Annotated in this window: 17 protein-coding genes; 8 read left to right on the top strand and 9 right to left on the bottom strand. The window is 44.5% G+C overall.

Annotation, left to right across the window (positions count from 1 at the left end; genetic code table 11):
- The first annotated feature begins 845 nt into the window (after positions 1-845).
- Together VC28_RS20085 and VC28_RS03690 are read left to right on the top strand one after the other, a co-directional pair.
- Positions 846-1,049, top strand: coding sequence for a helix-turn-helix transcriptional regulator (locus VC28_RS20085; protein ID WP_082191393.1), 204 nt, complete (start codon positions 846-848; stop codon positions 1,047-1,049).
- Entirely contained in the window at positions 1,046-2,023 is a 978-nt protein-coding gene (locus tag VC28_RS03690) for a site-specific integrase (RefSeq protein WP_049629463.1), read from the top strand. The genes VC28_RS20085 and VC28_RS03690 overlap by 4 nt, the downstream gene beginning before the upstream one ends.
- A gap of 45 nt (positions 2,024-2,068) precedes the next feature.
- Here VC28_RS03690 and VC28_RS03685 read toward each other — a convergent pair whose 3' ends face one another.
- The 4 genes from VC28_RS03685 to VC28_RS03670 form a co-directional block, all read right to left on the bottom strand.
- Complete coding sequence (locus VC28_RS03685; protein ID WP_049629462.1) at positions 2,069-3,865, bottom strand: GmrSD restriction endonuclease domain-containing protein; 1,797 nt, start codon at positions 3,863-3,865, stop codon at positions 2,069-2,071.
- A 44-nt stretch (positions 3,866-3,909) separates the two neighbouring features.
- Entirely contained in the window at positions 3,910-7,869 is a 3,960-nt protein-coding gene (locus VC28_RS03680) for an RNA-directed DNA polymerase (RefSeq protein ID WP_049629461.1), read from the bottom strand.
- Between the two features lie 16 nt (positions 7,870-7,885).
- Complete coding sequence (locus VC28_RS03675) at positions 7,886-8,344, bottom strand: restriction endonuclease subunit S (RefSeq protein ID WP_049629460.1); 459 nt, start codon at positions 8,342-8,344, stop codon at positions 7,886-7,888.
- A 584-nt stretch (positions 8,345-8,928) separates the two neighbouring features.
- Positions 8,929-9,153 (bottom strand): helix-turn-helix domain-containing protein, encoded by a 225-nt coding sequence (locus VC28_RS03670; protein ID WP_049629459.1) that lies wholly within the window; start codon positions 9,151-9,153, stop codon positions 8,929-8,931.
- 157 nt (positions 9,154-9,310) lie between these two features.
- Between VC28_RS03670 and VC28_RS03665 the strand changes: the two genes are divergently transcribed.
- Positions 9,311-10,174, top strand: coding sequence for a FliH/SctL family protein (locus tag VC28_RS03665; RefSeq protein WP_049629458.1), 864 nt, complete (start codon positions 9,311-9,313; stop codon positions 10,172-10,174).
- 43 nt (positions 10,175-10,217) lie between these two features.
- Positions 10,218-10,715: a hypothetical protein gene (locus tag VC28_RS03660; RefSeq protein WP_049629457.1), complete on the top strand. Its 498-nt coding sequence runs from the start codon at positions 10,218-10,220 to the stop codon at positions 10,713-10,715.
- A 458-nt stretch (positions 10,716-11,173) separates the two neighbouring features.
- Here the strand turns inward: VC28_RS03660 and VC28_RS03655 are convergent, their stop codons facing one another.
- Positions 11,174-15,688 (bottom strand): Ig-like domain-containing protein, encoded by a 4,515-nt coding sequence (locus tag VC28_RS03655; RefSeq protein ID WP_197085478.1) that lies wholly within the window; start codon positions 15,686-15,688, stop codon positions 11,174-11,176.
- Between the two features lie 501 nt (positions 15,689-16,189).
- On the opposite strand from VC28_RS03655, the gene VC28_RS03650 reads away from it, so the two are divergent.
- The 4 genes from VC28_RS03650 to VC28_RS03635 all read left to right on the top strand — a co-directional run bounded on the left by VC28_RS03650 (position 16,190) and on the right by VC28_RS03635 (position 22,434).
- Positions 16,190-18,937 carry a TonB-dependent receptor gene (locus VC28_RS03650; RefSeq protein ID WP_049629455.1) on the top strand — a complete coding sequence of 916 codons (2,748 nt, stop codon included), beginning with the start codon at positions 16,190-16,192 and terminating at the stop codon, positions 18,935-18,937.
- Positions 18,938-19,052: 115 nt separating this feature from the next.
- Positions 19,053-20,606, top strand: coding sequence for a tryptophan halogenase family protein (locus tag VC28_RS03645; protein WP_049629454.1), 1,554 nt, complete (start codon positions 19,053-19,055; stop codon positions 20,604-20,606).
- Positions 20,607-20,639: 33 nt separating this feature from the next.
- Entirely contained in the window at positions 20,640-21,401 is a 762-nt protein-coding gene (locus VC28_RS03640; protein WP_049629453.1) for a SapC family protein, read from the top strand.
- Positions 21,388-22,434, top strand: a complete 1,047-nt coding sequence (locus VC28_RS03635) for an SMP-30/gluconolactonase/LRE family protein (RefSeq protein ID WP_231591633.1) — start codon at positions 21,388-21,390, stop codon at positions 22,432-22,434. Before VC28_RS03640 ends, VC28_RS03635 begins: the two co-directional genes overlap by 14 nt.
- Here VC28_RS03635 and VC28_RS03630 read toward each other — a convergent pair.
- From VC28_RS03630 to VC28_RS03615, 4 genes are all read right to left on the bottom strand, one after another.
- Positions 22,426-23,061, bottom strand: coding sequence for a bifunctional 4-hydroxy-2-oxoglutarate aldolase/2-dehydro-3-deoxy-phosphogluconate aldolase (locus tag VC28_RS03630; RefSeq protein WP_049629452.1), 636 nt, complete (start codon positions 23,059-23,061; stop codon positions 22,426-22,428). The genes VC28_RS03635 and VC28_RS03630 overlap by 9 nt on opposite strands.
- A 74-nt stretch (positions 23,062-23,135) precedes the next feature.
- The gene (locus VC28_RS03625; protein ID WP_255355999.1) at positions 23,136-24,197 is read right to left on the bottom strand and encodes a sugar kinase; all 1,062 of its coding nucleotides are present in this window, start codon (positions 24,195-24,197) and stop codon (positions 23,136-23,138) included.
- Positions 24,142-25,401 (bottom strand): MFS transporter, encoded by a 1,260-nt coding sequence (locus tag VC28_RS03620; protein WP_049629450.1) that lies wholly within the window; start codon positions 25,399-25,401, stop codon positions 24,142-24,144. Before VC28_RS03620 ends, VC28_RS03625 begins: the two co-directional genes overlap by 56 nt.
- A gap of 8 nt (positions 25,402-25,409) precedes the next feature.
- Positions 25,410-26,564 (bottom strand): mandelate racemase/muconate lactonizing enzyme family protein, encoded by a 1,155-nt coding sequence (locus VC28_RS03615; protein WP_049629449.1) that lies wholly within the window; start codon positions 26,562-26,564, stop codon positions 25,410-25,412.
- Between the last annotated feature and the right edge of the window lies 1 nt (position 26,565).

Raw genomic sequence — 26,565 nt, 5'->3', positions numbered from 1 at the left:
GTCTGCACGACCCGCCACAACCTACTTTTAAATTTTTGTTTGCCATAAAAGATGTTTTTTATTGGGAGTAAAAAAACACAGAGGCGTGCGATGGGAAATGAGAACAGCGGAGAGGAGCGCTAGATCGTCCGGTGAAATAGTTCCCGTGGGGCAGCCTGCGGGCTGGTTGCCACTTTGGTTTTGCTGGAGCATAAGCGATACCTGGGCAAATGTGAATGACATCACATTACGCGCCTGATAAAGCCCGCGCGCGAAGCGCTCCGCTGCCTGCCAGACTGTGGGATAATGCGCGCCAGTTTCTTCTTTGAAGCACTTTGCATGGCAATTACCCACGCCTGAAAACGTTAAAACCCATTTAAAATCAATTAATTACAAGAATATCGCCACAATGAATACGATTGAGCCAACAGACCAGCACACACCGATGATGCATTGGTATCAAAGCATTGATTTATAAGAGATTTTCTATAGTTAAACCAGATAACCTGCACTTTGACCTATACCTCTTACAGCCCCCAAGCTATTTGTGACATACCTCACACTTTCGGAAAGTCTTGAAAATTTAATTTTCCACTTTTATTGATACCCCTCTTGTTAACCCTCTCTAGTCCACTTTATTTCCCATTACTTCCAGAAATTTAAAGTACTGGGGCAACATGAAATTTGAGCACACTTAAAAATCAACAACTTGCCAAACGCAAAGTTAAAAATGCGTGACGACATTTTTTTAACAAATTCAAAAATTAATTGGTTAAAAAAATATTTACTCTATTGACTTTCCTAAAAACAAGATTTTCCAGCATTGCGTTCTGATTTTTTTTGTTCATTATTTGAATAACAATCAGATGCAAAAAGGTGCAAACATGAATCTCATAAAATTCAACGATGCTTGTAAAAAATTATCAGTTAGCAGGGCAAGCCTCTATCGAATAATGCGCGCTGACCTAAGTTTTCCTCGACCGATTAAGCTGACTGCTGGCATAAACGTGTTTAACGAAAGTGAACTCGAACAATGGATCGAACTCAAATCGAAGGAGCAAAAAAAATGAAATACATAATTAAATATGACTTCGATGCTCTTAACGCTATCCACGACATCAAAGCGCATTTCTGTAATGCAAGCGAGGAAACCCTTGCAGACTACTACAAGACAGGAGAAAGATTAATCAAAAGAAAAAAGATGGATCAAACAATAGTAGATGTACTCACTAAAGCAAAAACAAGCAACACGTTTTACAAGTGGCAAAATGGAATAACGTTCTATTTGTGCGATAAAATTGAGCGGAATCTGCAACTTTATGAGCTTTCATCTGACACTTTATATTGTGAAGATGCTTATTCGCTTTTCGATGACTTACAACATATTGCAAATTTCGATGCATCAGACTTCGACTTAGAATTCGATAAGAAAAAATCAAAAAAAACCGCCCTTCACAAACTACCAAAGAATTGGCGAGAGCTGCTTATTAGCTACAACCCAAGTTCCATGTACAGGATACCACTTCTTACCGCTGCGTTAACCGGATGCAGGCCATGCGAACTTGTAAAAGGCATAAGAGTCTATATGAGCGATAACCACGTTAACTTTCAAATTGAGGGTGGAAAAGTTGACGAAAACAAAGGCCAACCTTTCAGAACAATAAGCTACCCCGTCACTTCGAGTAATGAATTGCTGCATGAATTAATAAAGGAGATTCCAAACCCGCGACAAGCAATTACTGTTTCTATAAACAAAGCTGTTAATTTCACAGTAGAAATTAGACGAATGGGTAAAGAAGTCTGGCCAGCGCACCATGAATCTATCACAGCGTATTGCTTTCGCCATCAGTTTGCATCTGATTTAAAGAAAACACACAGCGGCGAAGACGTAAGTAGAGCTCTCGGTCACGCCACCAACAAGACTCGGAAACGCTATGGACACCACTCTCAACAACGCGGCGACACTAGCCACATCATCGTCTCCGCCTCTCGCCCCATCAAAAACATTGCCACTAATACACCAAATCATTTATTTGCGTATTAGAGTATTACAAATAAATTTGAAGTTTATTATTAGACTGCCTCGGCACTAAAGCGAAAAATAATACCCTCTTACCTTCTCCGCCATTTTCTTACGGCGGGTTAGAAGAAAGCTCTCAAAATTATCGTATTCATAATCACTGAGGGATTCAGGCAAGCAGTTTTCCTGAAGGTTCTTGCGTAGCAACTCCTGGTTATCGATTGCACCAAACTTGCAGGTACCGGTGGAGCATTGATCCAATACGTCTTTCATGTAATCGATTGGTGAGCGGTCGCCGATTTTAATATTCACCTCCTGTTGCACCATAACGTAGTTGGCGACTTGATTGTATTTGGCTTTACTCAGGCCGCGCCCTTTAAGGAAGTTTTTGGGGAATATGTGGTGAACATCGCCATGGTGAACGAGCATGTCGCGAACGGTGATATCCTTGCTCAAGAAGCCTTTTTCATTCAAGTAAGACTGCGCCGCCCAGAACACTTTTAATGCAGGCGAATTTACCACACTGGTCTCCAGATTTTGCACCAAACCAATTTGCCAGAAAGCATCGGACAATTCCGCTGATTCAACTGCCGCTAAATGATCTGCGAAAGGTGTGTCATGAACTGCCCGAATATCTTTATCGAATTGGGACTCCGGTGAGCCCGAATAGCGGCCAGTGAGTAGCGACATCACAAACCAACGACGCACCCAGCGTTCAATATTCGGATTGTTGCCCAAATCGCGCTTGAGCTTTAGGTAAAGAATGTAAGCAAAGTTTAAGGCGTTGGTAGATTGGATCATGCCTGGATCTACAAAACCGGCAGAGCGAATGATCATTAAAAAACGCTTGAAGTTAGTTTCGTTAATAAACTCACGTACTCCCTCGCCTAGCAGTTTGAATGAGTTTTCTTCAATCGATTTTTCATAAGTGCGGGTTTCAAAATTACGGCCAGACAACAAACCTACCAAATCAGATAGTCGCCCGCGATTAAAGCGTGTGGTAAATGCAACGCGCAGCATGTCTGAATAGCTGGGGTCATAGAGGTCATCGTTCTCGTTTCGCAGCCAGCGCATCGCCGAAAAATAATCGGTTTTTACAAACTCAGTATCGTTGGCTTCTATCTGTGTGTAAAACTCGGGCGCAACGGCCAAATGACAGAAATAATCAATGGCTTTGCGTAGACTGTTACCATCAAAATCTTCATTGGCGGCGATTTTAGACATCGCGAAATCCGCTTGGCTGAGCACAACACCTTTGGAATTAATACGAATAAAAATTTCCGTTACCGTTTCTATATCCAGATCCGGTGCCAACTCAATTAAACCAATTTGTTTTTTAATGATGTCGCAAAGGCGATCCAAGCGCTCATAAACCAGATCTTCATTCACATCCGGGTTTAGCGCCAAATAGTCGCGCGCGACTTTGTGAGATTTTTGTTCGCCACTGACGATGGGCGCAATATCGCTGAACCAAGCTTTGTCCTTCTCAATCGCAGGGTTACAAACCTCAAAGCGTTCATCCACCGGATTAAACGCAATACGAATTCGGATCTGTTTGTAATCCTTATTCACCACCTGCTGCCCGGCAATCGCAGCTGTCAAGGCAGTTACGCGCTGCTGGCCGTCAATCAATACTTTTTTACCTTCCGCCAAGGTACCGTCTTTTAACTTCACTGTTGGGTTGCGCCAAGCGATGATGTAACCCACCGGGAAGCCTTGGTACAGACTATCCATTAAATCACGCACCTTGGATGCATCCCACACAAAGGGGCGCTGAATTTCAGGAATGGCAATCTCGCCAGATTTAACCCAGCTCAGGAGCGTTTCAATAAGGTGCTGATTTACGGAATATTTTTGAGAAGACACAGACACGTTCCTGTTAAAATGTTGATTTTGAAGAACATATTTTTCTATTTATAAGGAATACCCGCAGGAGGAGTTTTAGTTTCATCGCCTGAAGCCATACTTTTCCCAACGCCATCTCTTCTAAAATCAAACATATTCATTTCGAAAGTATTGATGGCTACCTGATTGTTGCCAGTGGAGTGTGCGATAAGCCGCTTATACTGCTCCTTGTAAGGAGCCATTGCGTAAGAACCACCAAACTCTCCAGTGTTCACCAATATCACAGGTTGATACATGTGGTAATGAAGTGCTTCTACCATAGTATCAAATGAGCTTACGTCACGATTGAGAGCTGAAACGATAAAAGCATTTGATTTATCCCTTAAGTCTGCACTCAAGCAAATATCTGTTGCATCAAAACAAATCGAACCCGTTAGCATGAACCCTGGCTTATCTTTGAATTTTGGGTGTTTTAATTCCAACATTAATTGATAAGGGCGCCACGGTTGAATATTAATTTTCCGCTCGCCTTCCATCATGTGAAACTTTCCTTGATAACGAATAACTTCATTTGAATTACCTCCATGCTTGCGTGGCACTATCCATACAGCGCAATTGTTAGGCCCTTTAATGCCCGTCTGATTTATAAAACCAAGCCCGGCAAAAATAATAGCCTTAGTTTTTCGAGAGAGCTGAACCAAAATATCGATATCATCGCGGTGAACCGAAAGCTCGGGCCAAACAATCAGATCAATATCTTGTTCACGCTTTCCATTATTTCGTAGTTCCACTGACTGTGCTTCTATATGCTTTATAATAAGCTGTGCAACGCGCGCAACATGGCGACGATGCCTCACCCTATATTGAGGTGTATCCAAATAAATTCCTTCGCTCGAAAAATCACTTTTAAAAGGTAGTTTTGATTGAACCATCGCAACAGTTAGTGATCTCTTGCCTTCATCCCACTTTGGCGTAATGAGTTCCGGCAAGCCAGGCATTTTCGATAACTGGCAATAGCTTTTCTTCAAAATCACTAACCGGTCTTCGATAAGTTTTTTAACTGCCGCAAGCGTTAGTGCGATTGGCCAGTCGAACCCCTGATCATTCACATGAATGCCTGGCCACCTAAGCAACTTTGCCAATAGCGTTGTAAGCCATCCAGAAAATTGAGCATTTTCACCTACCAATGACTCTGGCGTTGTCATCATCCCAAACTGGCGCTTAAAGCTGGTGGACTTGATGCCACGATATCCTGGTCGAGGTGTAAATGATTGACCGAAGCCAGTAGGATCAGAAGACCCCGATAACAATGCGCGCATTGCTAATGCAATTTTCTGCAAAATCGATGAATCAGAATCGCTTTCAAGAAGGTGAACAGACAAACCTTGTAGAGACTCGCAGAACTTAATGTCTTTAATGTCAAACCTTGCATCGAATGTTTCATAGGAGGGAGGAATGGAGAAGCCAATAACCTCATCCGTTCTTAACAGTTCTACTTTTGTACGACTCAGATCAATAATTTTTTCTTTAGAAATAGAATTAAAGTCAGTTGATTTGTCAATTAGCGAAAGCATTAACTTGAGCGCAACGATCTCATTGGAAAATGGGTTATCTGATCTACAGCTTAACTTATATAGAGCAACTGGTTCACTTATTTCTGATAGTGGCTTGGCTGATGGCCTTACAAAAATATAGAGCTTATCTGAAATATCTTTGATGAACTTATTTTTACGTTTTTTATACCAAGCGTACGACAAAGGTCGCGCATGTAAAAAAATTGCTTTTACTAGTCGCGGGTCTTGCAAGGCAATTTTTTCAATAATTCTTTTCACTTTTCCATCATTTAGATCCAATAAGGAACTTACAGCACGAAGCAGTGGCTTTTGATCAGAAATAAGTTGATTTGCAATCAAGATGCAGGTCGCAATACTTCGAGTAGTCTTCTTTGGACTTATGACAATATGTCGAAATCCTTTGGCAAGCTTGAATATTAAATCTTGATCTTCATTACCACATGGTCGTTCTAATACCGTATCCAGTCTTGTCATAAGCAGAAATCGAGCCTGATCAATAAGCAAGTCGAAATCGGGTTGACCGGAAGCTCTATCACTGACTTTGACAGCTTTATCTGACTTAGCTTTTGCTCCCACTGCTAAGTCAATAAGTCTCGCAGCGCAATCCTGTAAACGCTCAAAATAACCGTCAATATCTGCATGGGCGGGTATTGATTGAGGGTCTTTTCGGTGAATGATCATGGCAGAATGCCGGAACACTTCTGCCAAACAGTAGCGGGCCACAGCACTCTGTTTTCGCTGTTGAATATCGGAAGATTCTGATTTGTTCAAAACATATTCAAGTTGCTCTATAACCGGCCCGAGCAATTTTGGTGATGGGAATAATTCTAAGCCTTTCTTGAGCAATAACACTAAAGCGGGGTCATGTGACCAGCAGGCAACCAAACGCCTTGCTATACGCTCCTGCAAATAATCCCAGTCGCCAGCCACTGAATTGCCGCTTTCATCAACATCACGAGAGGTAAAGTGACGAATATTGTTAAGCATTCTGGATAACTTATTCGCTGCAAATCGCTTCAATGTGTCTTCTCTGACATCAAAGACGTTATTTTCGATGAGAGCTAAGCGATTAATTCGACAGCCACCGATATTCTGATCTAGATCTTCACCGCTCCCGCCAGACAACATCAGCAATGATTCCAACTGACCAATAAGCTCATCAGCATCCTCGTAGGATACCGGCCCGCTACCCCGAGTTTGAATATCCTCCAAAGTTGCAGAAATTCCTTTCGACTTTCCCCGATAGATTTCAACTTTAGTTTTATCGATATTTAATTTTAAATTAAATTCAGCAAGCTCAGGCTCCAGAAATTTCTTCAATAGAATCTTTATTTCTGGAATAGGACTTTCTCCTCCATTTTTTTCTCGGCTTGGGCCAATCACAACGAGCCGCATGTCGTCAACATAGCGGCAATAATCAACCAATTTTAGTTCAATTTCTGACTCGTCAATCGTTATTCTTTTTCCGACTAACTTCGATAAGAAGCTATCAAAATCAAGCATGTAAATATTTGACAGAAAACCTGCGGCAACCAACCCTTGCGGCAATCCCTTAGGCGGTGCTGGAACATACTCAGTCTCACAGACTTCATATGTATCTGTCGTGTTTTCTGACCACTCCCACCCCTTAAAAGCCTTAAGAAGGCTTGCTAAACACCGTCGGTTACTTTCTGATTCACCGTGTTCTTCAGAAAGCTCAGTGATTTTTTGAACCAGCTTTTCTCGGTTAACCAAATCAAAGAATTGCGTTAGATCCAGCTCAACCAAGTAAACTTCTTCATCAGAAGATATTTCTGCAAGGGTTTTAGATGCAAAATGATAGGGACGCTGCAAGAATTTACGATAATCAGTGAAATATTTTCCATAAATTGTTGTTGCACCAAAGTTGTGTTCCGCGCAACCATCCTCGGTATAGGTGCAATATAGGCGATTACCATAACTAACCACTTTCTTGTCGTGAACCTCCTTATAATCCGTTGCCGGATCACCTTGCAATGTTTCTACATCATTAGCCAAACACATCATCACCAGCGTTAGATAAGTTTGCTCTTTGACGCCTATGTGTGCGAGGGGGCGTAGTTTTATTTTGTCTGGCTCTGTGGGAGCCCACTTTACGCAATAACAATTTTCCTCAATTTCATCCAATGACAAATCGAGCATTTCTAATCCGCTAGGGCATTTATTCTGCGAAAACCCCCAAGCAGATGTCTTTGGTGCCGGAACCAATTTAAGTGGAGAAAAATTTATATCACCGCTGAGTTCCTCACTCCAGTCTTTGCATAGGAATTCGAGATTGAGCGCCGACTTATCCAATTCAAAATTGTCCGCATACCAATTAATGGAACGGATATATTCGTGAGATTTTTTCCATGCCAATGCAAGCAAAAGCGGGTCTTTTAGGTAATCATCTAAAAGCAAAAGACAATCGTATCTAGGGTTAATATAGGGCATATCGCTTCGCTTTTAGTTAGAGTTGTAAATCACCTGAAAATGCTCGCTGGCTTAATGATTTAAAAAATGCATGCGATTCACTGCATTGTAATAGCATACTCTTTGACATTGCTTGTACCTTAGCGACAGCTTCATCAAATTTGGCGAGCTTACTAGCTTCAGGAATTGGAATTGATAATTCGTAAATATCGGAGTTACTTATATTTGCCTGACGAACGCCACGATTATTTTTAGTTATTAATGATTTAACTTTTTCAGGTGAGGCTGATTCAGCCTTTCGCTTAGCGACAGGAATACCATGCAGCGACGATAACCAAGACAGGTAGTTGCTAACCCGCCTTTCTGGGTAGCTATAAAGAAGGTGCAACTCCGTAAAGGTTGCGCTAGCGAGCGTAGCTGCCACGGCGCCCGTCTGATAGGTCTTTGCCTCCGCTGCATCAAGGTCATTACCACCAATCCAGCTCACAAGGCGCATAAGTGCACCTCGATACCACACAGATTCACTAACCCATTGAGCTTATTGCTGTTTTTATCGTCCACGATTCATCCACTGATCTATCAATAAGTGGGTGATAGTAGCGGTTTTGTGAAATGGCGCAAGTATCACGGTATTACACGCGCACACTAAAACAACACACCTAACCAAACTGTTGACACATTTAAATCGTAGTGATGACACAGTTAAATCACATTGATGACACAGTTAAATCGTGTTGTTCACACATTTTAATCACAGTCCGACACATTATTCACACACTGTTTGTTCGCAAAATATCTTCTTTGTGCCCCATAAAATTTGCTTTTCTCATATTCTTTGTGCTGTCTTTTTAAGCACAAAGAATGTGGTCTGTGCGCGGTTTTGCATCCACCTTTTAGCACAGACGATTGGGCACAAAGAAGATAACGTGCGAACGAGGAGGTACAGATAAGCGACCAGGAAGGGCTTTGGCAACTAGTACGGTGAAATTGGAATCAGGGAAAGTACGCTGAGAACTTAGTTAAAAACAGGGCGACAGACACAAGATTTGCGATGTCAGCAACGCACCAATCATAAACAAGCTAGTCATTAATGCTTGGGGGCTCTAGAAGCGAAGATGGCGGAACGCTCAGGGCTTCCGCAAGTTTATGGATATTTACAAGGGCGATATTCCTCTGACCGCGCTCCACTCCGCCTAGATAGCTCCTTGCGATACCAGACTCAAGCGCTAACCGCTCTTGAGACCACCCCAAGTGCTTTCTCAACTGTATAAGTCTTTGACCGAAAAGTAATTTTGGATCTGCCATGCAACACCCCGAGTAAAATCAGGATGCTATTGCCTTAGCCTATATGAGGCCACTCTCTATAAGTTCACTCACTATGAGTGACAATTCGGAGAGCCGATGCTAAATTGACCACTAAGAGTGACAAAGACCTTCACCATGCAAATACGAGGATATTGTTATGAGAGCGGCAATCACACCTTTGGGTGGCATCAGTAATGACCAGCTGGCTTGGCAGGAGCAAGGTCGCAGGGAGGGGCGGAATGAAGGAATAGACATTGGCAGACAGCAAGGTTTGACTGACGGTTATAACCAGGGGTACACCGAAGGCCACCATCACGGTTACTGCGCGGGGAGTCAGGAGACCCATACAGCTGGCTACAATGAGGCGATTGATGAAGCCAACGTAGCGATTGCAAGGTTGCAGGCACAGCATGCGGCCTATCAACAAGAAGTCGCGCGAAACTGCAAAACCTACGAGACGGAGCGCGATCAGCTTCGGCAGTTAGCGGTCAACCAAACTGCTCGAATTCGAGCGCTTGAAGAACAGTTGGTTCAAGGCGAGCGATCCACCCTTCACTACCGGGCAAAAATCGATAACTTAGTTGCAACGCATCAACGCCTTACACAGGAAAATGCCACTCTTCAGAGAGACGCGTCAGCATTTAGTCAGCGAATAAATTCGCTATTAGTAGAAAAGGCAGAGCTCAGTGAGCAAATAGAAAACTTAACGCACACAAAGGATGTAAATCGATTAAAACTTCAAGAGCAGTTGGAGCATTACAACAAAGCGCTTACTTTCATAAACGCTATTTTAGGGGCGGTAAAGTCAACTCTGGGGCTAAATCCGGCACTTGAACACAGTTTTAGCAAGTTGTTTGCAGATGAATATAAAAAATCTGTCGATTTCAGAGTTCTAACGGATGACATAAAAATAGCGCCGCACGAAGACAACCATTTTGCACTGCTACTTCCCCAAACACAGGAATTTATTCTGGCGATGCTAAAGAACGAGCACCGCACTGGGTTATCAAAAAGCGATTGAAAATTTCATTGGCCTAACCGAAAAAATAACAAGAGGTATACAAATGAATTACGCCCCTGTTTCTTATCGCACGAAATTGAAAAACCTTTCCCTGAAACATCCGTGGATTAATCCGCGTCGCATAAAGCCGATGCCAGGCCACGTTGATTTAATTACAAGGCTTCTTGCATTGTGCGAGATGGCAATGGGTACGTTATCGCCAGAATTTTCTGTTTTCCAAGTGAGGTATCTGCAAAACCGCATGAAAATAACAGCAATTCCCGTCCCTGGTTCAGCTTGTGACTCACTAGCGCTCAGACATGCAATCAGTATTACCGTGAATGAGGCCAATATTGTTTGCCCCCATTGCGGTGATTATCAAACTTTCGGGCAATCACTCACTGATATCTATGTATGCTGCCCTGCTTCGGGCGACTTGGTTTTGTGGGAGGCGATTCCCGACCTTATGGCAATACATTCAGAAGAACGGGATGCTGTGTTTGAGATGGTTATCGCGGAAGAGGCCTCGCAAAAGTCAATAGGAACACCAGCGACGAAATAAACAGCATTTTGCGATCACTATTGACACATTTAAATCACATTCAAGCCAATCGAATTAACACATTGTTGACACAGTTAAATCATGTTTAGGCACATTTAAATAGCCCTTTTACACATTATTCACACATTGTTTTGTCCGCAAAATATCTTCTTTGTGCTCCAGAAAACTCGCCACTTTCATATTATTTGTGCTGCTTTTCCAAGCACAAATAATGTGGCCTGTGCGGCGGTTTTGGGGTCAATTTGATGCACAGGCTGATGAGCACAAGGAAGATATTTTGCGGAGCAACAGTGCAACGCTGACAAAAGTGACGAAATCAGCAACAGTTGCGGAGGCACCAAAATAGAATCATTTGATAAATGAATGCGCTTACTAAAATCGTAAGAATCTCTGCACCATAAAAAAAGGCCCACACTAATTACAGTGTGGGCCAAACGAGCGAGGGGATTTTTAAACGATTAATTTACTGGGATAAACTCAATGCGATCTGCATTCCACTCCCAGGTTGAACTGCTAGCGCCAGCAGAAATGATGCGCAACGTGTGAGCTCCCTGACTAAGCTGAACACTGCTGCTAACTTCCAGCAAGGCAAAAACATCCCAATTGTTATTGTTGGGCACAGTCTTTTTCGCCACTGACACACCATCCACCAACACCTCAATAGCGCCACCAGTTTGGGTGGTGCCGAGATAAGCATTGATACGATAGTTAGCAGTTGCAGTCACATTGATGCTGTAGTCCGCCCAGTCACCGGTTTGGTTGTAGTTAATAGCACCTACTCCCGCCGCAGTGGTGTACTTTTGGAAGCCCTGATAGGTTCCGCCAGTTGCGATGTACGACTCAGCCTGCATCACTACCGGTACTGCCGCTGGCGCCGAACTTGAAGCGCGCGATGAAGAGGAAGGAGTAGCGACTGCCACTTGAGTGAACTCAATGCGATCTGCATTCCATTCCCAAGTCGATGCGGTAGTGCCCGCCGAGATAATGCGCACACTGTGTGTACCGGCACTTAATTGCACGCCACTCGCTACCACTAACTTGGCAAACACATCCCAATTGTTGTTATTGGCAACGGTTTTTTTCGCGACTGACACACCGTCAATCAACACCTCTATAGCACCACCGTCTTGTGTGGTACCCAGGAAGGCATCAATGCTATAGGTGCCCGCACTGGTGACATTCAAGGTGTAATCGGCCCAATCGCCACGTTGATTGTAGTTAATAGCCCCTACTCCAGCTGCCGGTGTGTATTTTTGGAAGCCTTGATAGACACCGCCCGTCGCGGTATATGCTTCAGCCTCCAACACCAACTTCAAGCCACCCGTTGCCACACTGGATGCAACCGACGAGCTTGAAGATACAGATGTGGATGAGCGCGATGATGAACTCAATGGAGCCGAAGACGGCAATGACGATGACAGTGGTGTAGATGAACGCGATGAAGATGACAGCGGCGTTGATGAACGTGAAGAAGATGCTGGTATCGATGCAGCAATTGACGATGCACCACCAGTCGTTGCTTTCAAAATACGATAGCCAATCTTATCCAGATTCCACTGATACGCACCGCCAGCTCCCACACTGATCAAGCGTAGCGTATGAGTACCTGCAGAGTTAATCTGCAGACCATTGGTCACTACCGTAGTCACGTGCTGATCCCAATTGCCATTGTTGGGCAAGGAGGAGCGGCCATTGGAAATACCATCCACCAGGAACTCCACACCCGCACCATCCAGAGGTGTACCGGTTGCCAATACCAATTGATAAATACCCGCCTGCGCAAAGTTAATATCAAACTCCACCCAGTCGCCGGTTTGGTTGTCGTTGATATTGCCAGCACCAGTAGTGCTTTTCACAAAACCGCCATAGGCTCCGCCGGTGCGATTAAAGGCTTCGGCTTCGATGTAGGTCAGTGTGGTATTGGAGGCAACAACTTCCACTTGGGTTTTACCGCTAAAGCCACCGTCGTTACTGCGCCCGGTAATCTCGGCCACACCCAACCCAACACCTTTCACCAATCCGGTAGTACTTACAGTCGCGACTGCGGTATTACTGGAGGTCCAAGTGACCGATTTATCACTGGCATCAGCCGGAGTGAAACTGGTCTGGATTTGTAGGCTGTCATTTTGTGGGATCAAGGTATTCGCGGGCGATATGGCCATCCCGGTCAACAACTTGGCTTTCACTTGAATGTTTGCCGTGCCTACTATGTTGTTAGCGACCGTTTTTGCGGTAATGGTGACATTGCCCGCCTTAAGGCCAGTGACTACCCCTTGGGCATCCACAGTTGCAATGGTGGTATTAGAACTGCTCCAAGTCACTTTACGGTTAGGGGCATGAATTGGCGTAACTGCCGCACTTAGCTGTTTGCTCGCGCCTATATAAAGAGGGTTAGGCAAACCAACCACAGAAACTGCAGCAGGCACCAACTGGCTGACGGATACCGAAGCCGTAGCAGTTAATGCACCGTCCACTGTTTTTGCGGTGATAGTGGCAGAACCTGGCTTGTTACCGGTCACCAAACCATTTTGATCAACACTGGCCACACTGGGATTAGATGAAGCCCAAGTGACATTTTGGTTGGAAGCATTAGCCGGGCTAACACTTGGTTTAAGCGCTACCGATTGAGTCACCAACAGATTGCTGACGCTGGTTTGGCTCAGGCTCAAGCCAGTAACGGGCGTGCATGGGCTACAAGCTGCGGGAATACTACGGGTAACCTGAGTATCCATATCCCACACCTGCAGGCTCACCGCCGCGACTTCACCCTGGGCAATTGTCGTTAACTGAATGTTGTTATTGCCGCTTGCGCTCAAATAACTCACATCAAATGGAATCTCCAGGGTTGCCATGGAGCGTCCACTTCTTCTCGACTCATCTCCACGCCAATCGGTTTTAACAGGCACAGTGTTGCCGTTAATTTTGAGTGACACTCGGCTATCTGAAGAACCCGTTGCTATGCCGCCATTCATGAAGAACGCACCTGTAACTCTCAGCTGTGCCTCACCTTTAGCGGGTTTAGGCACGCCATTTACCTGTGCATTTACATTCGCTGCCGATACCCTATAAGGCGCATTTGCTGTTAAGGGTTCTGCCGGGTATTTCTTCTCTTTGCTGTTGAGAGTTGGATTCAGGTTGTTGGTGTACTCAATATCCAAAATGACAGTCGCATCAGCACCGATGGTGATGTTTTTGGGCAGACTGTTAAGGGTCGCATCGGCCAGAATCGGTTTGCCTACACCGTTGGCAGGGTTGTTATCGTCATCAATTGCTTCATCCAAATAGAGATGACGCATCTTGATGCTCTTGATGGCATTACCGCTGATACCAGCGAAGTTCATATCAACAGTGGTTGCCTGAGCTTCCAAGCTGTTCAGAATGACATACATGTTTTTGCCATTGACATAGGCGTCCACTTGAATGTCCCGGTCACTGGCGTAAGTATCTACACGAGTGCCGTCCACATCGCGCCAGAGCTCGTACCATTTGATAGAGGGGTTAAAATTCCAGGTGCAATTGGTATAAGCAGTGGGAGTTTCAGTACAGGTGGAGTAATCGCGATCCAGCAGACTTTGGCCATAAGGATTATTTTTGTCTACATCGCCCCATTCACCTTTAACCACAATAAACGGCATGGACAAGGTGATGTAGTCCGGGCGCTCCATAAACTGCATCATCATTTGTGAGAAGGGTTTTAACACTTCCCAACGCATACGTTGACGATCCAGCTTGGTAATATCGGTACCGGTGATATTGCCGTACTCAGACATCACCACTTCTTTGCGTTGGCCGAGCATTTTGGTGTCGTACCATTCCAATAGATCTATTACACCTTCGGTTTGGAAACCAGTACGCAAAGCGCCGGTACGTGTTGTGCCTCCATTCCATGATGCCCAGTCATATAAATGGACTGAATAGAAATCCATGTTTTCGCCGGCAGCGTCCATGAAGCCTTTCCATATCACGTCCCATTGATACCAGTCGGCACTGGGGCTGGGTCCGTTTGCTGACATTGTTGGTGATTTATTGAAAAGGTTGGTGCGGATGGCATTTTTGATCGCCTCGCTGCCCGCGTCATTGCCATAGAACAAGTTTAATAACGCATCACCACGATTGCGCGGTGAACCTGTCGCTGTTGCATCGCCTTTTTCCAAGTCGTGCAGACCCCAAGTCATACCGCCAATTTTGGGGGCTTTGTTGCCGAGTTTTGAACGCACGGTATCGGCAACCACATTGTGAAATTCAAATAGTTCTTCCCATGTTGATAAATGCCCCTCGTGACTCGGTACATTCATCAACATATCCGGCTCGTTGACCACTTCCCAATACTTGGGCATAGGTATAGCCGTAGGGTCATTTTCATACTGCACAAAAAATTTATTTAAAAATTCGGCGTACCAGTCTGCCGCGTCTTGAGCTGTGCGGGGGCGCCATGGCGTTTCACTGGTTAGACCGCCACCGAACCATGAGTATGAACTCCAGTTCGGATAAGCCGGTCTTGGTTGCGAACCCATAATTAATGAAGATGTTCGTCCAAAATACTCTTGAGCGTCAGCGTACTTTGTATCTAAATTCTGTTTATATTCGGTTGAGAGTGTACTCAATTGCGCCAAATTGGGTTTGTTGGCGTACCCATAAGGAAACGGGCTGGGTGAATCGGTGGAGCGAGCCTTGTCGCCACCGGTTTGACTGAAGTAATACATAGACAGGCCGTTGTCACGACCAAAGGTCACATCAAGATCCATCAAGTAATCAAGTTTGTCTTTCTCTCCCAAGAAATCGTTTTCCATTGGGCTTGCGTGGATAGTGATCCGTCTTTCACGACCGAAATCAGACACTCCATTAACTGAGTGTTTGATATTTGCATTGATATCGACTTTAACGTTTTGCGCCAATGCTAAAGACGCCATGCTACCTAAAACCCCAGTAGTAATAGCGGCAACAGCAAGGCGGAGTTTATGTTGTTTAAACATAATTGCCTCTTTGATGAAATGATAATTATCGTTATTGGAAAAAACAGAAAAACTGAAAAACATATTATTGTTATGAATAGTCGACCAAGATGATTCTGTTCAGCACAAAACCAAGGCCCTGCTAGTGAAGCCGTGCCAGTAGCAGAAATAAAATCTTACACCGATATTTTTTGCATTAACATAGCTTTGTTAACACTTTACAGTTAAATATTAACTTTTCACAACACTACCAACCCTATGCGCAGCTAATAGCCGCTCTCGTCACTGTCATACCGCTGCCACATCGCTTCGACGGAAGGTTATTCATTTTGTTAACAATTAATGTTTGACATTCAAATAAAGTGAGCAGATGATACTTGCGCAAGGCAAGAGCGGAAACTGAACTCTAATAACCCGGCCTTACCTTCAAATCAACCATAAGACCCGTTTTGACCTTGATATGGCTAAAACTACAAGTCGATAAAGACTATAAAAATTAACAACCAATTAGGAGAGCGTTGTATGGCGATGATTATTCAAGACCGCTTCAAACTAAAAGTGCTTTCAGCTGCAGTAATCGCAGCATCCAGCATTAACATCAATGCGCAAGATACCGGCAGTGTCGAAGAAGTTTTAGTAACCGGAATTAGAAGCTCACTCATCGGCGCAATGGAAACCAAGCGCCAAGCCAGTGGCGTAGTAGATGCCATCAGTGCCGAAGACATAGGTAAATTTCCCGACACCAACCTCGCTGAATCTTTGCAGCGCATTACCGGTGTATCTATTGACCGCAGCAATAATGAGGGCAATCAAGTGACCGTTCGGGGCTTCGGCCCCAGTTTTAATCTGGTGACATTAAATGGCCGTCAAATGCCCAACTCATCCGCTTTGGATGGCACACCCATTTCTCGCAGTTTTAATTTCCGTGAAATTGCGGCAGAAAGCGTTTCAGGCGTAGACGTTTACAAGACCGGCAAAGCAAATGTAGCCTCAGGTGGATTAGGCGCAACCATTAACTTGAAAACCGCCAAGCCGTTTGATTTTAATGAATTGGTTGCTCACGCGAGTGTGAAAGGTGTGATCGAGCCCACCGTTGAAACTGGCGATGAAGTAACACCGGAAATCTCCGGCATGATTAGCAATACCTTTGCCGATGGAAAATTTGGCGTACTCGCGTCTTACTCCTATGCAGAGCGCAATTTCCATGTTGATCGCATCGGCACCCAAAATGGTTGGAGCCGCAGCTATCCCGGTCAACAAAATCCTGACACTAGCGCCATTGACACTGAGCGCAATCCCACTAAAGCAACTTGGCGCATTCCGACCGTCGATTTAGACAATGCGAACTATGAGCGCACCCGTCAAAACGGGCAATTAGTATTGCAATTTGCCCCAATCGACAATCTCACCACCACTGTTGATTACACCATGTCACGTCTTGAAGAAGACGGCGCGATGAATCGCATGAGCTTTTGGTTTGATGATGTGCAAACCGGTAAAGCGGATGAAAATGGCACCATCATTAATCCCGCTCGCCAAAATGATGAGCTGAACTTTTGGGCGTGGGAATATGGTTTCACGACTGAAAATGATTCCTACGGGGTTAACGTTGAGTGGGATGTAAATGACCAGTTGTCGTTCACATTAGACGCGCATGATTCAACCTCTCACGCAAACCCAGGTGCACAACCTGCCGAGCGCATCGCCAATACCAAAAACCCGTTTGGTGCAGTGGATATAGCAGCGAATTTCTCAGGCAAATTGCCCAGCGTATCCTATGACGACTCAGGCTTAGTTGGCGGCGCCTACAACAAAGCCAATATTGTTGGTGATCTTTATCAAGAGCGCGGCCATGAACTAGAAAACAATTTTCAGCAAGTTCAATTGCACGGCGTATGGGAATTAGAAAATGCCGGGGTACTTTCAACCGTTAATTTTGGTGTAGCGCAAACCAAAAATACTGTGGATGTAAAAGACATTTACAGCGCTAACTTTGCGTTAAGCGGCATGGATTTGAGTAATCTAGATCTCAGTTTTGATAAAGGTGATATCGGCTTTGAATTTGTGCCGGTATTTAGCGCCAATGAGTTTATTGATTTAGTGTACGCACAAAATCTGAATAACCCAATGAACTACGGCACCAATGGTATTGAGGAAGAGACCAACGCGGCATACTTGTCCCTTGATTTCGATACAGAACTTAATCAAATGCCAGTTAAAGCCAATATTGGCCTTCGTTATGAAGAAACTGATGTTAGCTCCTACACCATTACCAAACCGGTGGTAGGTTTTAACTGGGTATCACCACTGGAGATGTCAAAGATATACGCTGACACTGAGCAATCAGATACGCTCAAAGGTAATTACGATAACCTTTTACCGAATTTGGATCTCAGCCTGAATCTGCGTGATGATCTGGTAACACGTTTCTCATACAGCAAAACTATTGCGCGCAGCAATATCGATGCAATGTATCCAGGTACCAACTTGATCACACACTTATCAACCGGCCCATTCAAAGCCAATCAAGGTAACCCAGGTTTATTACCATTCGAATCTGAAAATCTCGATTTATCACTCGAGTGGTACTACGGCGAAGGCAGCTATGTGTCTGGTGGTTACTTCCGCAAGAAAGTGGATAACTTTATTGCGGTAGGCCAAGAAGATCGCATCATCAGCAGCCCTAATGGCCCACTGACCAACCCCAGTGCCAATCCGCGCCCCGGTTGTCCTGGCGGCTCAGTGGCAAACCCTACTCCAGCCTGTACATCGCAACCTGGCGATCAAGTAATTATCTGGGAAGTTTCCACACCACAAAATCTGAACGACTCTTTGGTTGATGGTTTGGAATTTAATGTGCAGCACATGTTTGGCGAATCAGGCTTCGGCACCATTGTTAACTACACCATGGTAGATAGCGATGACAGTTACGATGTCTACAGTTTGGAAAATGATTTGGCACTACAAGGCTTGAGCGATTCCGCCAACTTTGTTGGCTTCTACGAAAATAATGGTTTCCAAATTCGTATTGCCTACAACTGGCGTGACAAGTTCCTCTTGGCTTCTGGCACTGAACCTACCTTTACTGCGGCCTATGATCAAATTGATATCAACGCAAGTTATGAAATCAATGAGAATCTATCCGTATTTATCGAAGGCTTGAACGTAACCGATGAAGCAACCCATCGTTACGGCCGCTGGACTAATCAAATCAAAGATTATGAGCAATACGGTTCACGCTACAACGTGGGTGTACGTGCAAAATTCTGATTATCAGTGTTTAACACCCAATTATGATTGAGCACAAAAAAGGTCGCCTACTATCGGCGACCTTTTTTTTAGCAACAGAACAGATCAAACGGATAATAAAAATAGCGGTGCAAATATGACAACAGCCATAAAATCCATTGTCATTGTTGGTGGTGGCGCAGCCGGTTGGATTACTGCAGGCACGCTTGCAGCCAAAATACGCAACCACTACAGCGAAGGTATAAATATTTGCCTGGTAGAATCCTCCAGAACGCCGATCATCGGTGTGGGTGAAGGAACCTGGCCCACTATGCGTAACACCTTGAAAAAAATGGGGGTACGTGAGTCAGATTTTATTCGTGAATGTAACGTGTCCTTTAAGCAGGGGGCAAAATTTGTACATTGGTGTACCGGGCAACAAGACGATTTTTATTATCACCCTTTAGTATTACCGCAAGGCTTTTCCCAGATCAATCTTGCGCCCCACTGGTTAGCTAATCCACACAATCAATCTTTCTCCAACGCGGTCTGCGTGCAGGAAACGCTTTGTGAAGCAGGCTTGGCACCGAAATTAATTACCACCCCGGAATATGCCGCCATCGCCAACTATGCCTATCATTTGGATGCTGGTGCGTTTGCCGAATTCTTGAAGCAACATTGCACCACTAATCTTGGTGTTAGCCATTTATTGGCCGATGTTATTCATGTAAATGCCGCCGACAATGGCGACATAACCTCAATTGCTACCGACACTCAGGGCGATATTGCAGGTGACTTATTTGTTGACTGCAGTGGCTTTAATTCACTACTGCTTGGCAAACACTATGAAGTGCCGTTTGTATCCTGCAAAGATGTTCTCTTTGTCGACACAGCGCTAGCAGTCCACCTGCCCTATGAAAATGACAACAGCCCTATAGCCTCGCACACCATTTCTACCGCGCAGGATTCCGGCTGGATTTGGGATATTGGCCTGCCAACGAGGCGCGGTATAGGCCATGTATTTTCCAGTGCGCATACCAGCACCGAGCAAGCTGAAGAAAAATTACACCAGTATCTCCGGCAATACTCTGCCAATATCGAACAACTGTCGGTGCGAAAAATTCCCATAACACCTGGGCACAGAGAAAAATTTTGGGAAAAAAATTGTGTCGCTGTGGGCTTATCCGCAGGCTTTCTTGAACCGCTAGAGGCATCGGCATTGGTATTGATCGAAATATCCGCCACGATGATTGCCGACCAACTACCCGCAACACGCACCGCGATGGACATCATCGCAAAACGATTTAATGAAACATTTTTATATCGCTGGCAACGCATTATTGATTTTTTGAAACTGCATTACACCCTCAGCAAACGTGACGACAGCGATTTTTGGCGAGACAATCGGCACCCCAATAGTATTCCAGAAAGCTTGCAAGAGTTAATGACCTTATGGCGCTATCAACCGCCTTGGCATATGGATTTTGATCGCGCGGCTGAGGTATTCCCTGCTGCCAGCTATCAATATTTACTCTATGGTATGGGCTACACAACAGAGGCAAGCCCACAGGGAATGTCGCCACCTAACCAGCGATTAGCGCAGGAATTATTTCACAAAAATGCAGTTCTGGCGCAACAACTAAAAAGTCAGCTGCCCAGCAATAGAGAACTCATCAACAAAATAAAAGACTATGGCTTACAGCCCGTTTAATCCAACAACTCTTACCAACAATCGCGAGCACCTATGAGTAACTCCATTGAAATATTGAATTACCCAGTACACGCTCAACTGAAAGTCATTACCGGGCGTGGCGCTGAATACGGTGAAAATATTAATAACATTCCGGTGTTGATCCATGAGCTAAAAAATTTAGCCCATGAATATCCCCTGTGCTTTATGAAAGATCCAGACACAGGTCAATTTAATCTATATTCCCTATTAGGTTTTGCACCCGAAGAGAACCTCTATTTAGATAAAAATATATGGGACGCCAATTACATTCCACTGCATATCCAACGTCAGCCATTTATTGTTGGGCGCCACCACACAACTGAAAATGCTGAAAAACCTAGCAAAGCACGCAACGATGGTTTTATTAGCATCAACACCCAGAGCAAACGTATTAGCCACACACAGGGAGAGCCGCTCTTTAATAGCGACGGCACACCGACCGCTTACTTAAATTCCATCAATGAATTGCTGAGCCAATTAACACCCAGTGAAATACTGACAAAAGCATTTATTACCCAACTACTAAACCATCAATTGCTGGAAGCGGCGCGTATTAATATCGCCTTTAACGATGGATCAATTTTTAGTTACGAAGGTATCTATACTGTCAACACCGACAGATTAAATAGTTTAAGTGAAAAGGAAATAAACCAACTAAAAGAGCAACATTTTTTAGCCCCAATACAGCTAATTATCCATTCATTAAAACAATTCCAACGACTTATCGATTTAAAAAACAATCGCTTACAAGGTAAGAAAAATGAAACGGCTTAACCTAATTACAACGCTTTTTATCATGACTTTCGCCATTACCGCCTGCACGCTAAAAAAACAGGAAAAAGCCGAAGGGTACTTCGCCCCGGAACTAAATCAAGCAATAGGATCAATTGAGATTATCGATAGTCGCGCCTTGCAGTTAATTGATCCAGCACAAAAAATCTTTATTCGCGCCGATGGATTTCGTTGGACTGAAGGGCCCTTATGGGTTGATAAATTACACGCGCTTTTATTCTCTGACATCCCCAACAATCGTATTATGCAATATCAACCCGGCACAGGAACTCTGCTCTATTTAGAGCCCGCTGGTGCAACTGCACTCTTCCCTGGCGATGACAATGGCGGCTCCAATGGATTGCTGCTCAATAACAAACAGGAATTAATTCTATTGCAACAGGGCGACCGGCGCGTTGCACTTATGACTACTCCATTAAATCACCCTGCCCCAAAGTACAAAAGTATTGCCAGTGAATTTCAAGGAAAACGGCTCAACAGCCCTAACGATGCCGTGCTCAGTCGCAGCGGAAATTTATACTTTACTGACCCACCCTACGGCTTGGCAGGTGGCATGAGCGACCAACGTAAAGCCTTAGGATTTCAGGGGATTTACAAAGTTACCAACTCTGGAGAACTGGCACTACTGGATGATCAAGTGAAATTTCCCAACGGTATTGGCCTCTCAACTGATCAGAAGACCCTGTACATAGGTGTATCAGATCCAGAGCAGCCCCATTGGTTAGCCTACGATCTGGATGAGCAGGGAAACACACGGAACAAACGTGTTTTTTATGATGCGAGTGAATTCAAAAACAATGCCAAACACCAAGGCGTTCCCGACGGCATGGCAACACACTCATCCGGTATTTTATTTGCGACAGGCCCCGGTGGCGTGTGGGTCTTTTCTCCGGCGGGTGAAGTGCTCGCTAAAATTCACACTGAAAAACTCACCGCCAACTGCACACTTTCCAGCGATGAAAAAACTTTGTTTATTACCGCCCACGACACCTTAATGAGCCTGTCATTAAAATAATGTGGCAACTTTTTTTATTAGTGTTTTTAACCGTTCAACCAAGCGCTGCGCTTCTTCTGGTGTACGCACCGGCGCAGCCAAACTCCCACCCACACCGATTCCTTTAGCACCTGAATTCGCCCAGCGCTCGACATTGAGCTCATTAATACCACCGACCGGGAAAAAAATCGTGTCGTTAAATGGCCCAAAAGCCAGAGACTTTAAATAATCAGGGCCCATTGGCTCAGCCGGGAATAGTTTAACAATATCAGCTTGCGCTTCAATTGCAGCCACAATTTCCGTTGGTGTGAATGCTCCCATCACCACTGGAACTTCTTGCTCATGAGCAACCTTTACAACCGCCGAACTGGTATTCGGCGTCACTAAAAATTGGGCGCCCGCAGCCATCGCTTGCTGCGCAAGCAATACATTGGTAATAGTACCCGCCCCTACCAAAACCTCAGGAAACTCGCTACGAATACGACTAATCGCCGCACAAAAGTTGGGCGTATTGGCAGTCACCTCTAATGCCTTTATTCCCGCAGCCGCCAAACATTGCACAATGGGAATAATATCTTCGGAGTGTTTTACTCGTAAAATGACAATTAGCTTTTCGGCAAGTAACTTGTTGACTCGTTCAAACTTCATCGATGTATTCCACTATTAACCCAGCAGCCTCAGACTTTGGCTGCATCTATTACTTGCGCTCAACAAAACACGAATTAACGCACCACATAACCAGCAGTATTACCCCGCGCCACCTCATTAATTTCTGCCTCGCTCATCCAAGCCTGATCGCCATAACAATTGTGCGCCAGCGCAAAGGCGGCATTGGCAAAATCAATAGTTTGCTGCGCTGACCAGGCTTGCTGATAGCCATACAAAACTCCCGCGGCGAATGCATCCCCTGTACCTAATCGATCAAGGATATCTACCCGCAACTCGGTACTCTTAAACGAGTCGGCATTTTTCCTTAACAGTGAAGTGAGCGAATTAACTGAAGCGCTGTGATGAATACGGCTAGTAACGGCGGCATCTACATTAAATTCATCACCTAAAAATTCAGCCACAGCCTGAGCTTCTACAAGTACATCAGAATTAAAAAATTGATATTCAAATACATCACTGATAACACCTGCATTGGCAAATACCAAATCGCAATACTGCATAATTTGTTTAAAATAGTGCTTGGCAAATGCCGGCTCTGGCCAAAGACTGCGTCTGAAATTGAGATCAAAACTTACCCTGACCCCCATGCCATGTGCAATTTTTGCAGCTTTGATTGTCTCCAGTGCACACTGCTCTGAAAGTGCCGGCGTTATGCCACTCAAATGCAATCGCTGTTTACTCTGCAACATTTCATTCCAATTAAATTCATTTTCAACGATGGTTGAAATAGCGGAATATTTGCGATCATAAATCACTCGCGTTGGACGAAGCGAAGCACCCAATTCGATAAAATAGGTCCCCATGCGCTCTCCACCGAACAACACATTATTTGTGGCTATACCGCAGCGATGGAGACTGGCAATAGCTTGTTCCGCAATTAGGTTGTCTGGCAATTTCGTAATGAAATCCGTCGCCACACCTAACCGCGCCAAGGCGGCCGCAACATTCGCCTCAGCCCCTGCAAAATCTACCGACAATTGCTGTGCCACCATGAGCCGCTGCTGTGGTTGCGCTGGGGTTAAGCGCAACATAAGCTCACCAAAAAATGTAATGCTCAATTTATTTCTCCAGATTAACGGCTGATATGGGAACAATTTTTCCCACCAAAAAAACATAGGAAAATAAGCCTGCCAATGCCAAACCGGTAATCAATAATAGCGCAGGCTTAAAGTCACCATCTTGCACCAAATAACCAATTGCAATCGGCACCATAACGGCTGAAAGTCCACCAATAAAATTGAAGCATCCGCCGACTAACCCCACCATTTTTTGCGGAGCAAGCAGTGACACAAAAACCCAGGCGATAGAGGTTAATCCATTACCAAAAAAAGCGATTGATAGGAAAAAAGTTGCCCAGGCAATGCTATCGACATAATTTGCACCAATAACACTGGCAGATAATATAAAGCCAAGAATAATAGGCGCCTTTCTTGAAACCTCAGTAGAAACTCCACTCCGCACCAAATAGTCTGATAGAAACCCAGCAAACAGAACGCCGCAAAAAGCAAATAAAAACGGAATAGACGCATAAATTCCAGTTTTTAAATCACTCAAGCCACGATATTCGGCTAAATAGGTAGGAAACCAGGTTAGAAAAAAAATTAAGGTTCCACCCAAACAGAACTGACCAATATAAATCCCCCAAAGTTTACGATTGGAGAAAGCTAATTTGATATTGCCCCAAGGTATTTCGATGGGTTCTTTTTTTGTTGTAGCCGGTGATGATATGACCGAAGCAGTAGACTGAATTATTTTGTCACGATAAAAGTAGTGCCATACCAGTGCCCAAAAAATTCCGATTAAGCCTGAAATAATAAACAACCCGCGCCAGCCAAATAAATCTTGAATGAACGCTAAAACAGGCATTAGAAATGCCAACCCAATAAATTGGCCTGAGGTATAAACAGCAATAGCGCCAGCACGCTCTTGCTCTGCGAACCATTGCGTCACAATTTTGTTATTAGCGGGATAGGATGGCGACTCAAATAAACCAATCGCCATACGGCACCCCACCAAAGCGGCAAAACTACTTACAACACCTTGAACTAAAGTCGCTAATGACCAGGCAACCAAAATAATGGGATATAAAATTCGAATGCGCAGTGCATCAACCAATAATCCACCAGGAATTTGCATAATTGAATAAGTCCAACCAAATGCCGAGAAGATAACTCCCATTTGCACTTTAGTTAATTCAAGATCTTGCGCAATAGCATTGGCAGCAACCGATATATTGGTTCTGTCCATGTAATTTATAACTACTGTTAAAAACAGCAGAATCAAAATTCCACTTTTACTTGCAGATGCATTTTTTTGCATTATTTTATTCACCAATTGGTATAGGAGCCATCCGGTTTTATAAGTCGCGGTGGTTCCCAATATTTGAAGGGAAGATTTTTAATTAATTGCTCATTAACATCCACACCTAAGCCCGGGCCAGTGGGGATACTGAAACCATTAGCTTGCACGAGCGGGCGATGAGTAAAAATGCGATCGAATTCAGACATGTTCCCGTCGTAAGGCGACAATTCCAAACTCGCGAGATTGGAAATAGCGGCACAATAATGAATGGAGGCAGCAGTACAAATAGGGCTAAGTGGATTGTGTGGCATCATGTCCACATATTTTGTTTCACATAACGCGGCAATTTTCATCGCCTCAGTAAAACCACCCGCATTACAAATATCTACGCGAGCAAACTGGGTTAACAGCGGCTCCAAATAGCGAGAAAAATCCCACTTGCTGGTGAACTCTTCACCAATAGCGAAGGGTACATCTACCATAGTGCGCAACGCTTGATAGGCCGCAGGGGATTCATCGCGAATAGGTTCTTCAATAAAATCCAAAGTGCCTGCTGGCATCCGCTGACAAAAAGAAGCCGCTTCGGCCACGCTCAAACGGTGGTGATAATCCACCCCTAACATTATTTCACTCCCCAAAGCTTCGCGTGCCTGCGTGAGCCAATGGGATGATTTAGCAATCGATTTACGCACGTCAAATACAGTCGACCTATGACTTACACCATGCTCACCGGTAGTCGCCCGAATAGTTTGCCAACCATCACTTTGTAATTGCAGTAGATGGTCAATAAAAGCGGGTCCAAAATCCAAGGTAGAAGTAACAAACAGCGGAATGCTGTTGCGCTGCTTGCCACCCAGCAACTGATATACAGGCACCTTCAGATATTTTCCGCAGGCATCGTGCAGAGCAATATCCAGGGCAGAAATTGCAGCAGCCAATACTCGCCCACCTTCAAAATAATGGCTCCGATACAACTCTTGCCACAGTGCACCTATATCTAATGCCGAACGACCAATCAGAAATTGTTTAAAATGTTCAATAGCACCTATTACCGCTTTTTCACGCCCTGATAAGCCTGACTCGCCCCAGCCATAGATACCCTCATCGGTCTCCACTTTAACCAAACAGACGTTGCGAAACCCCAGCCAAAAAGCATAGGTTTTAATATCCACTATGTTCATT

Origin of the sequence: Cellvibrio sp. pealriver (assembly GCF_001183545.1) — a bacterium.
Taxonomy (GTDB): Bacteria; Pseudomonadota; Gammaproteobacteria; order Pseudomonadales; family Cellvibrionaceae; genus Cellvibrio.
The sequence above is the reverse complement of the archived record's forward strand: the minus strand, read 5'-3'. Positions and strand labels throughout refer to the sequence as shown.

Coding starts and splice junctions, on each gene's coding strand:
- VC28_RS20085 (WP_082191393.1), top strand. CDS start 846: ATGCAAAAAGGTGCAAACATGAATCTCATAAAATTCAACGATGCTTGT.
- VC28_RS03690 (WP_049629463.1), top strand. CDS start 1,046: ATGAAATACATAATTAAATATGACTTCGATGCTCTTAACGCTATCCAC.
- VC28_RS03680 (WP_049629461.1), bottom strand. CDS start 7,869: ATGCCCTATATTAACCCTAGATACGATTGTCTTTTGCTTTTAGATGAT.
- VC28_RS03675 (WP_049629460.1), bottom strand. CDS start 8,344: ATGCGCCTTGTGAGCTGGATTGGTGGTAATGACCTTGATGCAGCGGAG.
- VC28_RS03670 (WP_049629459.1), bottom strand. CDS start 9,153: ATGGCAGATCCAAAATTACTTTTCGGTCAAAGACTTATACAGTTGAGA.
- VC28_RS03665 (WP_049629458.1), top strand. CDS start 9,311: ATGAGAGCGGCAATCACACCTTTGGGTGGCATCAGTAATGACCAGCTG.
- VC28_RS03660 (WP_049629457.1), top strand. CDS start 10,218: ATGAATTACGCCCCTGTTTCTTATCGCACGAAATTGAAAAACCTTTCC.
- VC28_RS03655 (WP_197085478.1), bottom strand. CDS start 15,688: ATGTTTAAACAACATAAACTCCGCCTTGCTGTTGCCGCTATTACTACT.
- VC28_RS03650 (WP_049629455.1), top strand. CDS start 16,190: ATGGCGATGATTATTCAAGACCGCTTCAAACTAAAAGTGCTTTCAGCT.
- VC28_RS03645 (WP_049629454.1), top strand. CDS start 19,053: ATGACAACAGCCATAAAATCCATTGTCATTGTTGGTGGTGGCGCAGCC.
- VC28_RS03640 (WP_049629453.1), top strand. CDS start 20,640: ATGAGTAACTCCATTGAAATATTGAATTACCCAGTACACGCTCAACTG.
- VC28_RS03635 (WP_231591633.1), top strand. CDS start 21,388: ATGAAACGGCTTAACCTAATTACAACGCTTTTTATCATGACTTTCGCC.
- VC28_RS03630 (WP_049629452.1), bottom strand. CDS start 23,061: ATGAAGTTTGAACGAGTCAACAAGTTACTTGCCGAAAAGCTAATTGTC.
- VC28_RS03625 (WP_255355999.1), bottom strand. CDS start 24,197: ATGTTTTTTTGGTGGGAAAAATTGTTCCCATATCAGCCGTTAATCTGG.
- VC28_RS03620 (WP_049629450.1), bottom strand. CDS start 25,401: ATGCAAAAAAATGCATCTGCAAGTAAAAGTGGAATTTTGATTCTGCTG.
- VC28_RS03615 (WP_049629449.1), bottom strand. CDS start 26,564: ATGAACATAGTGGATATTAAAACCTATGCTTTTTGGCTGGGGTTTCGC.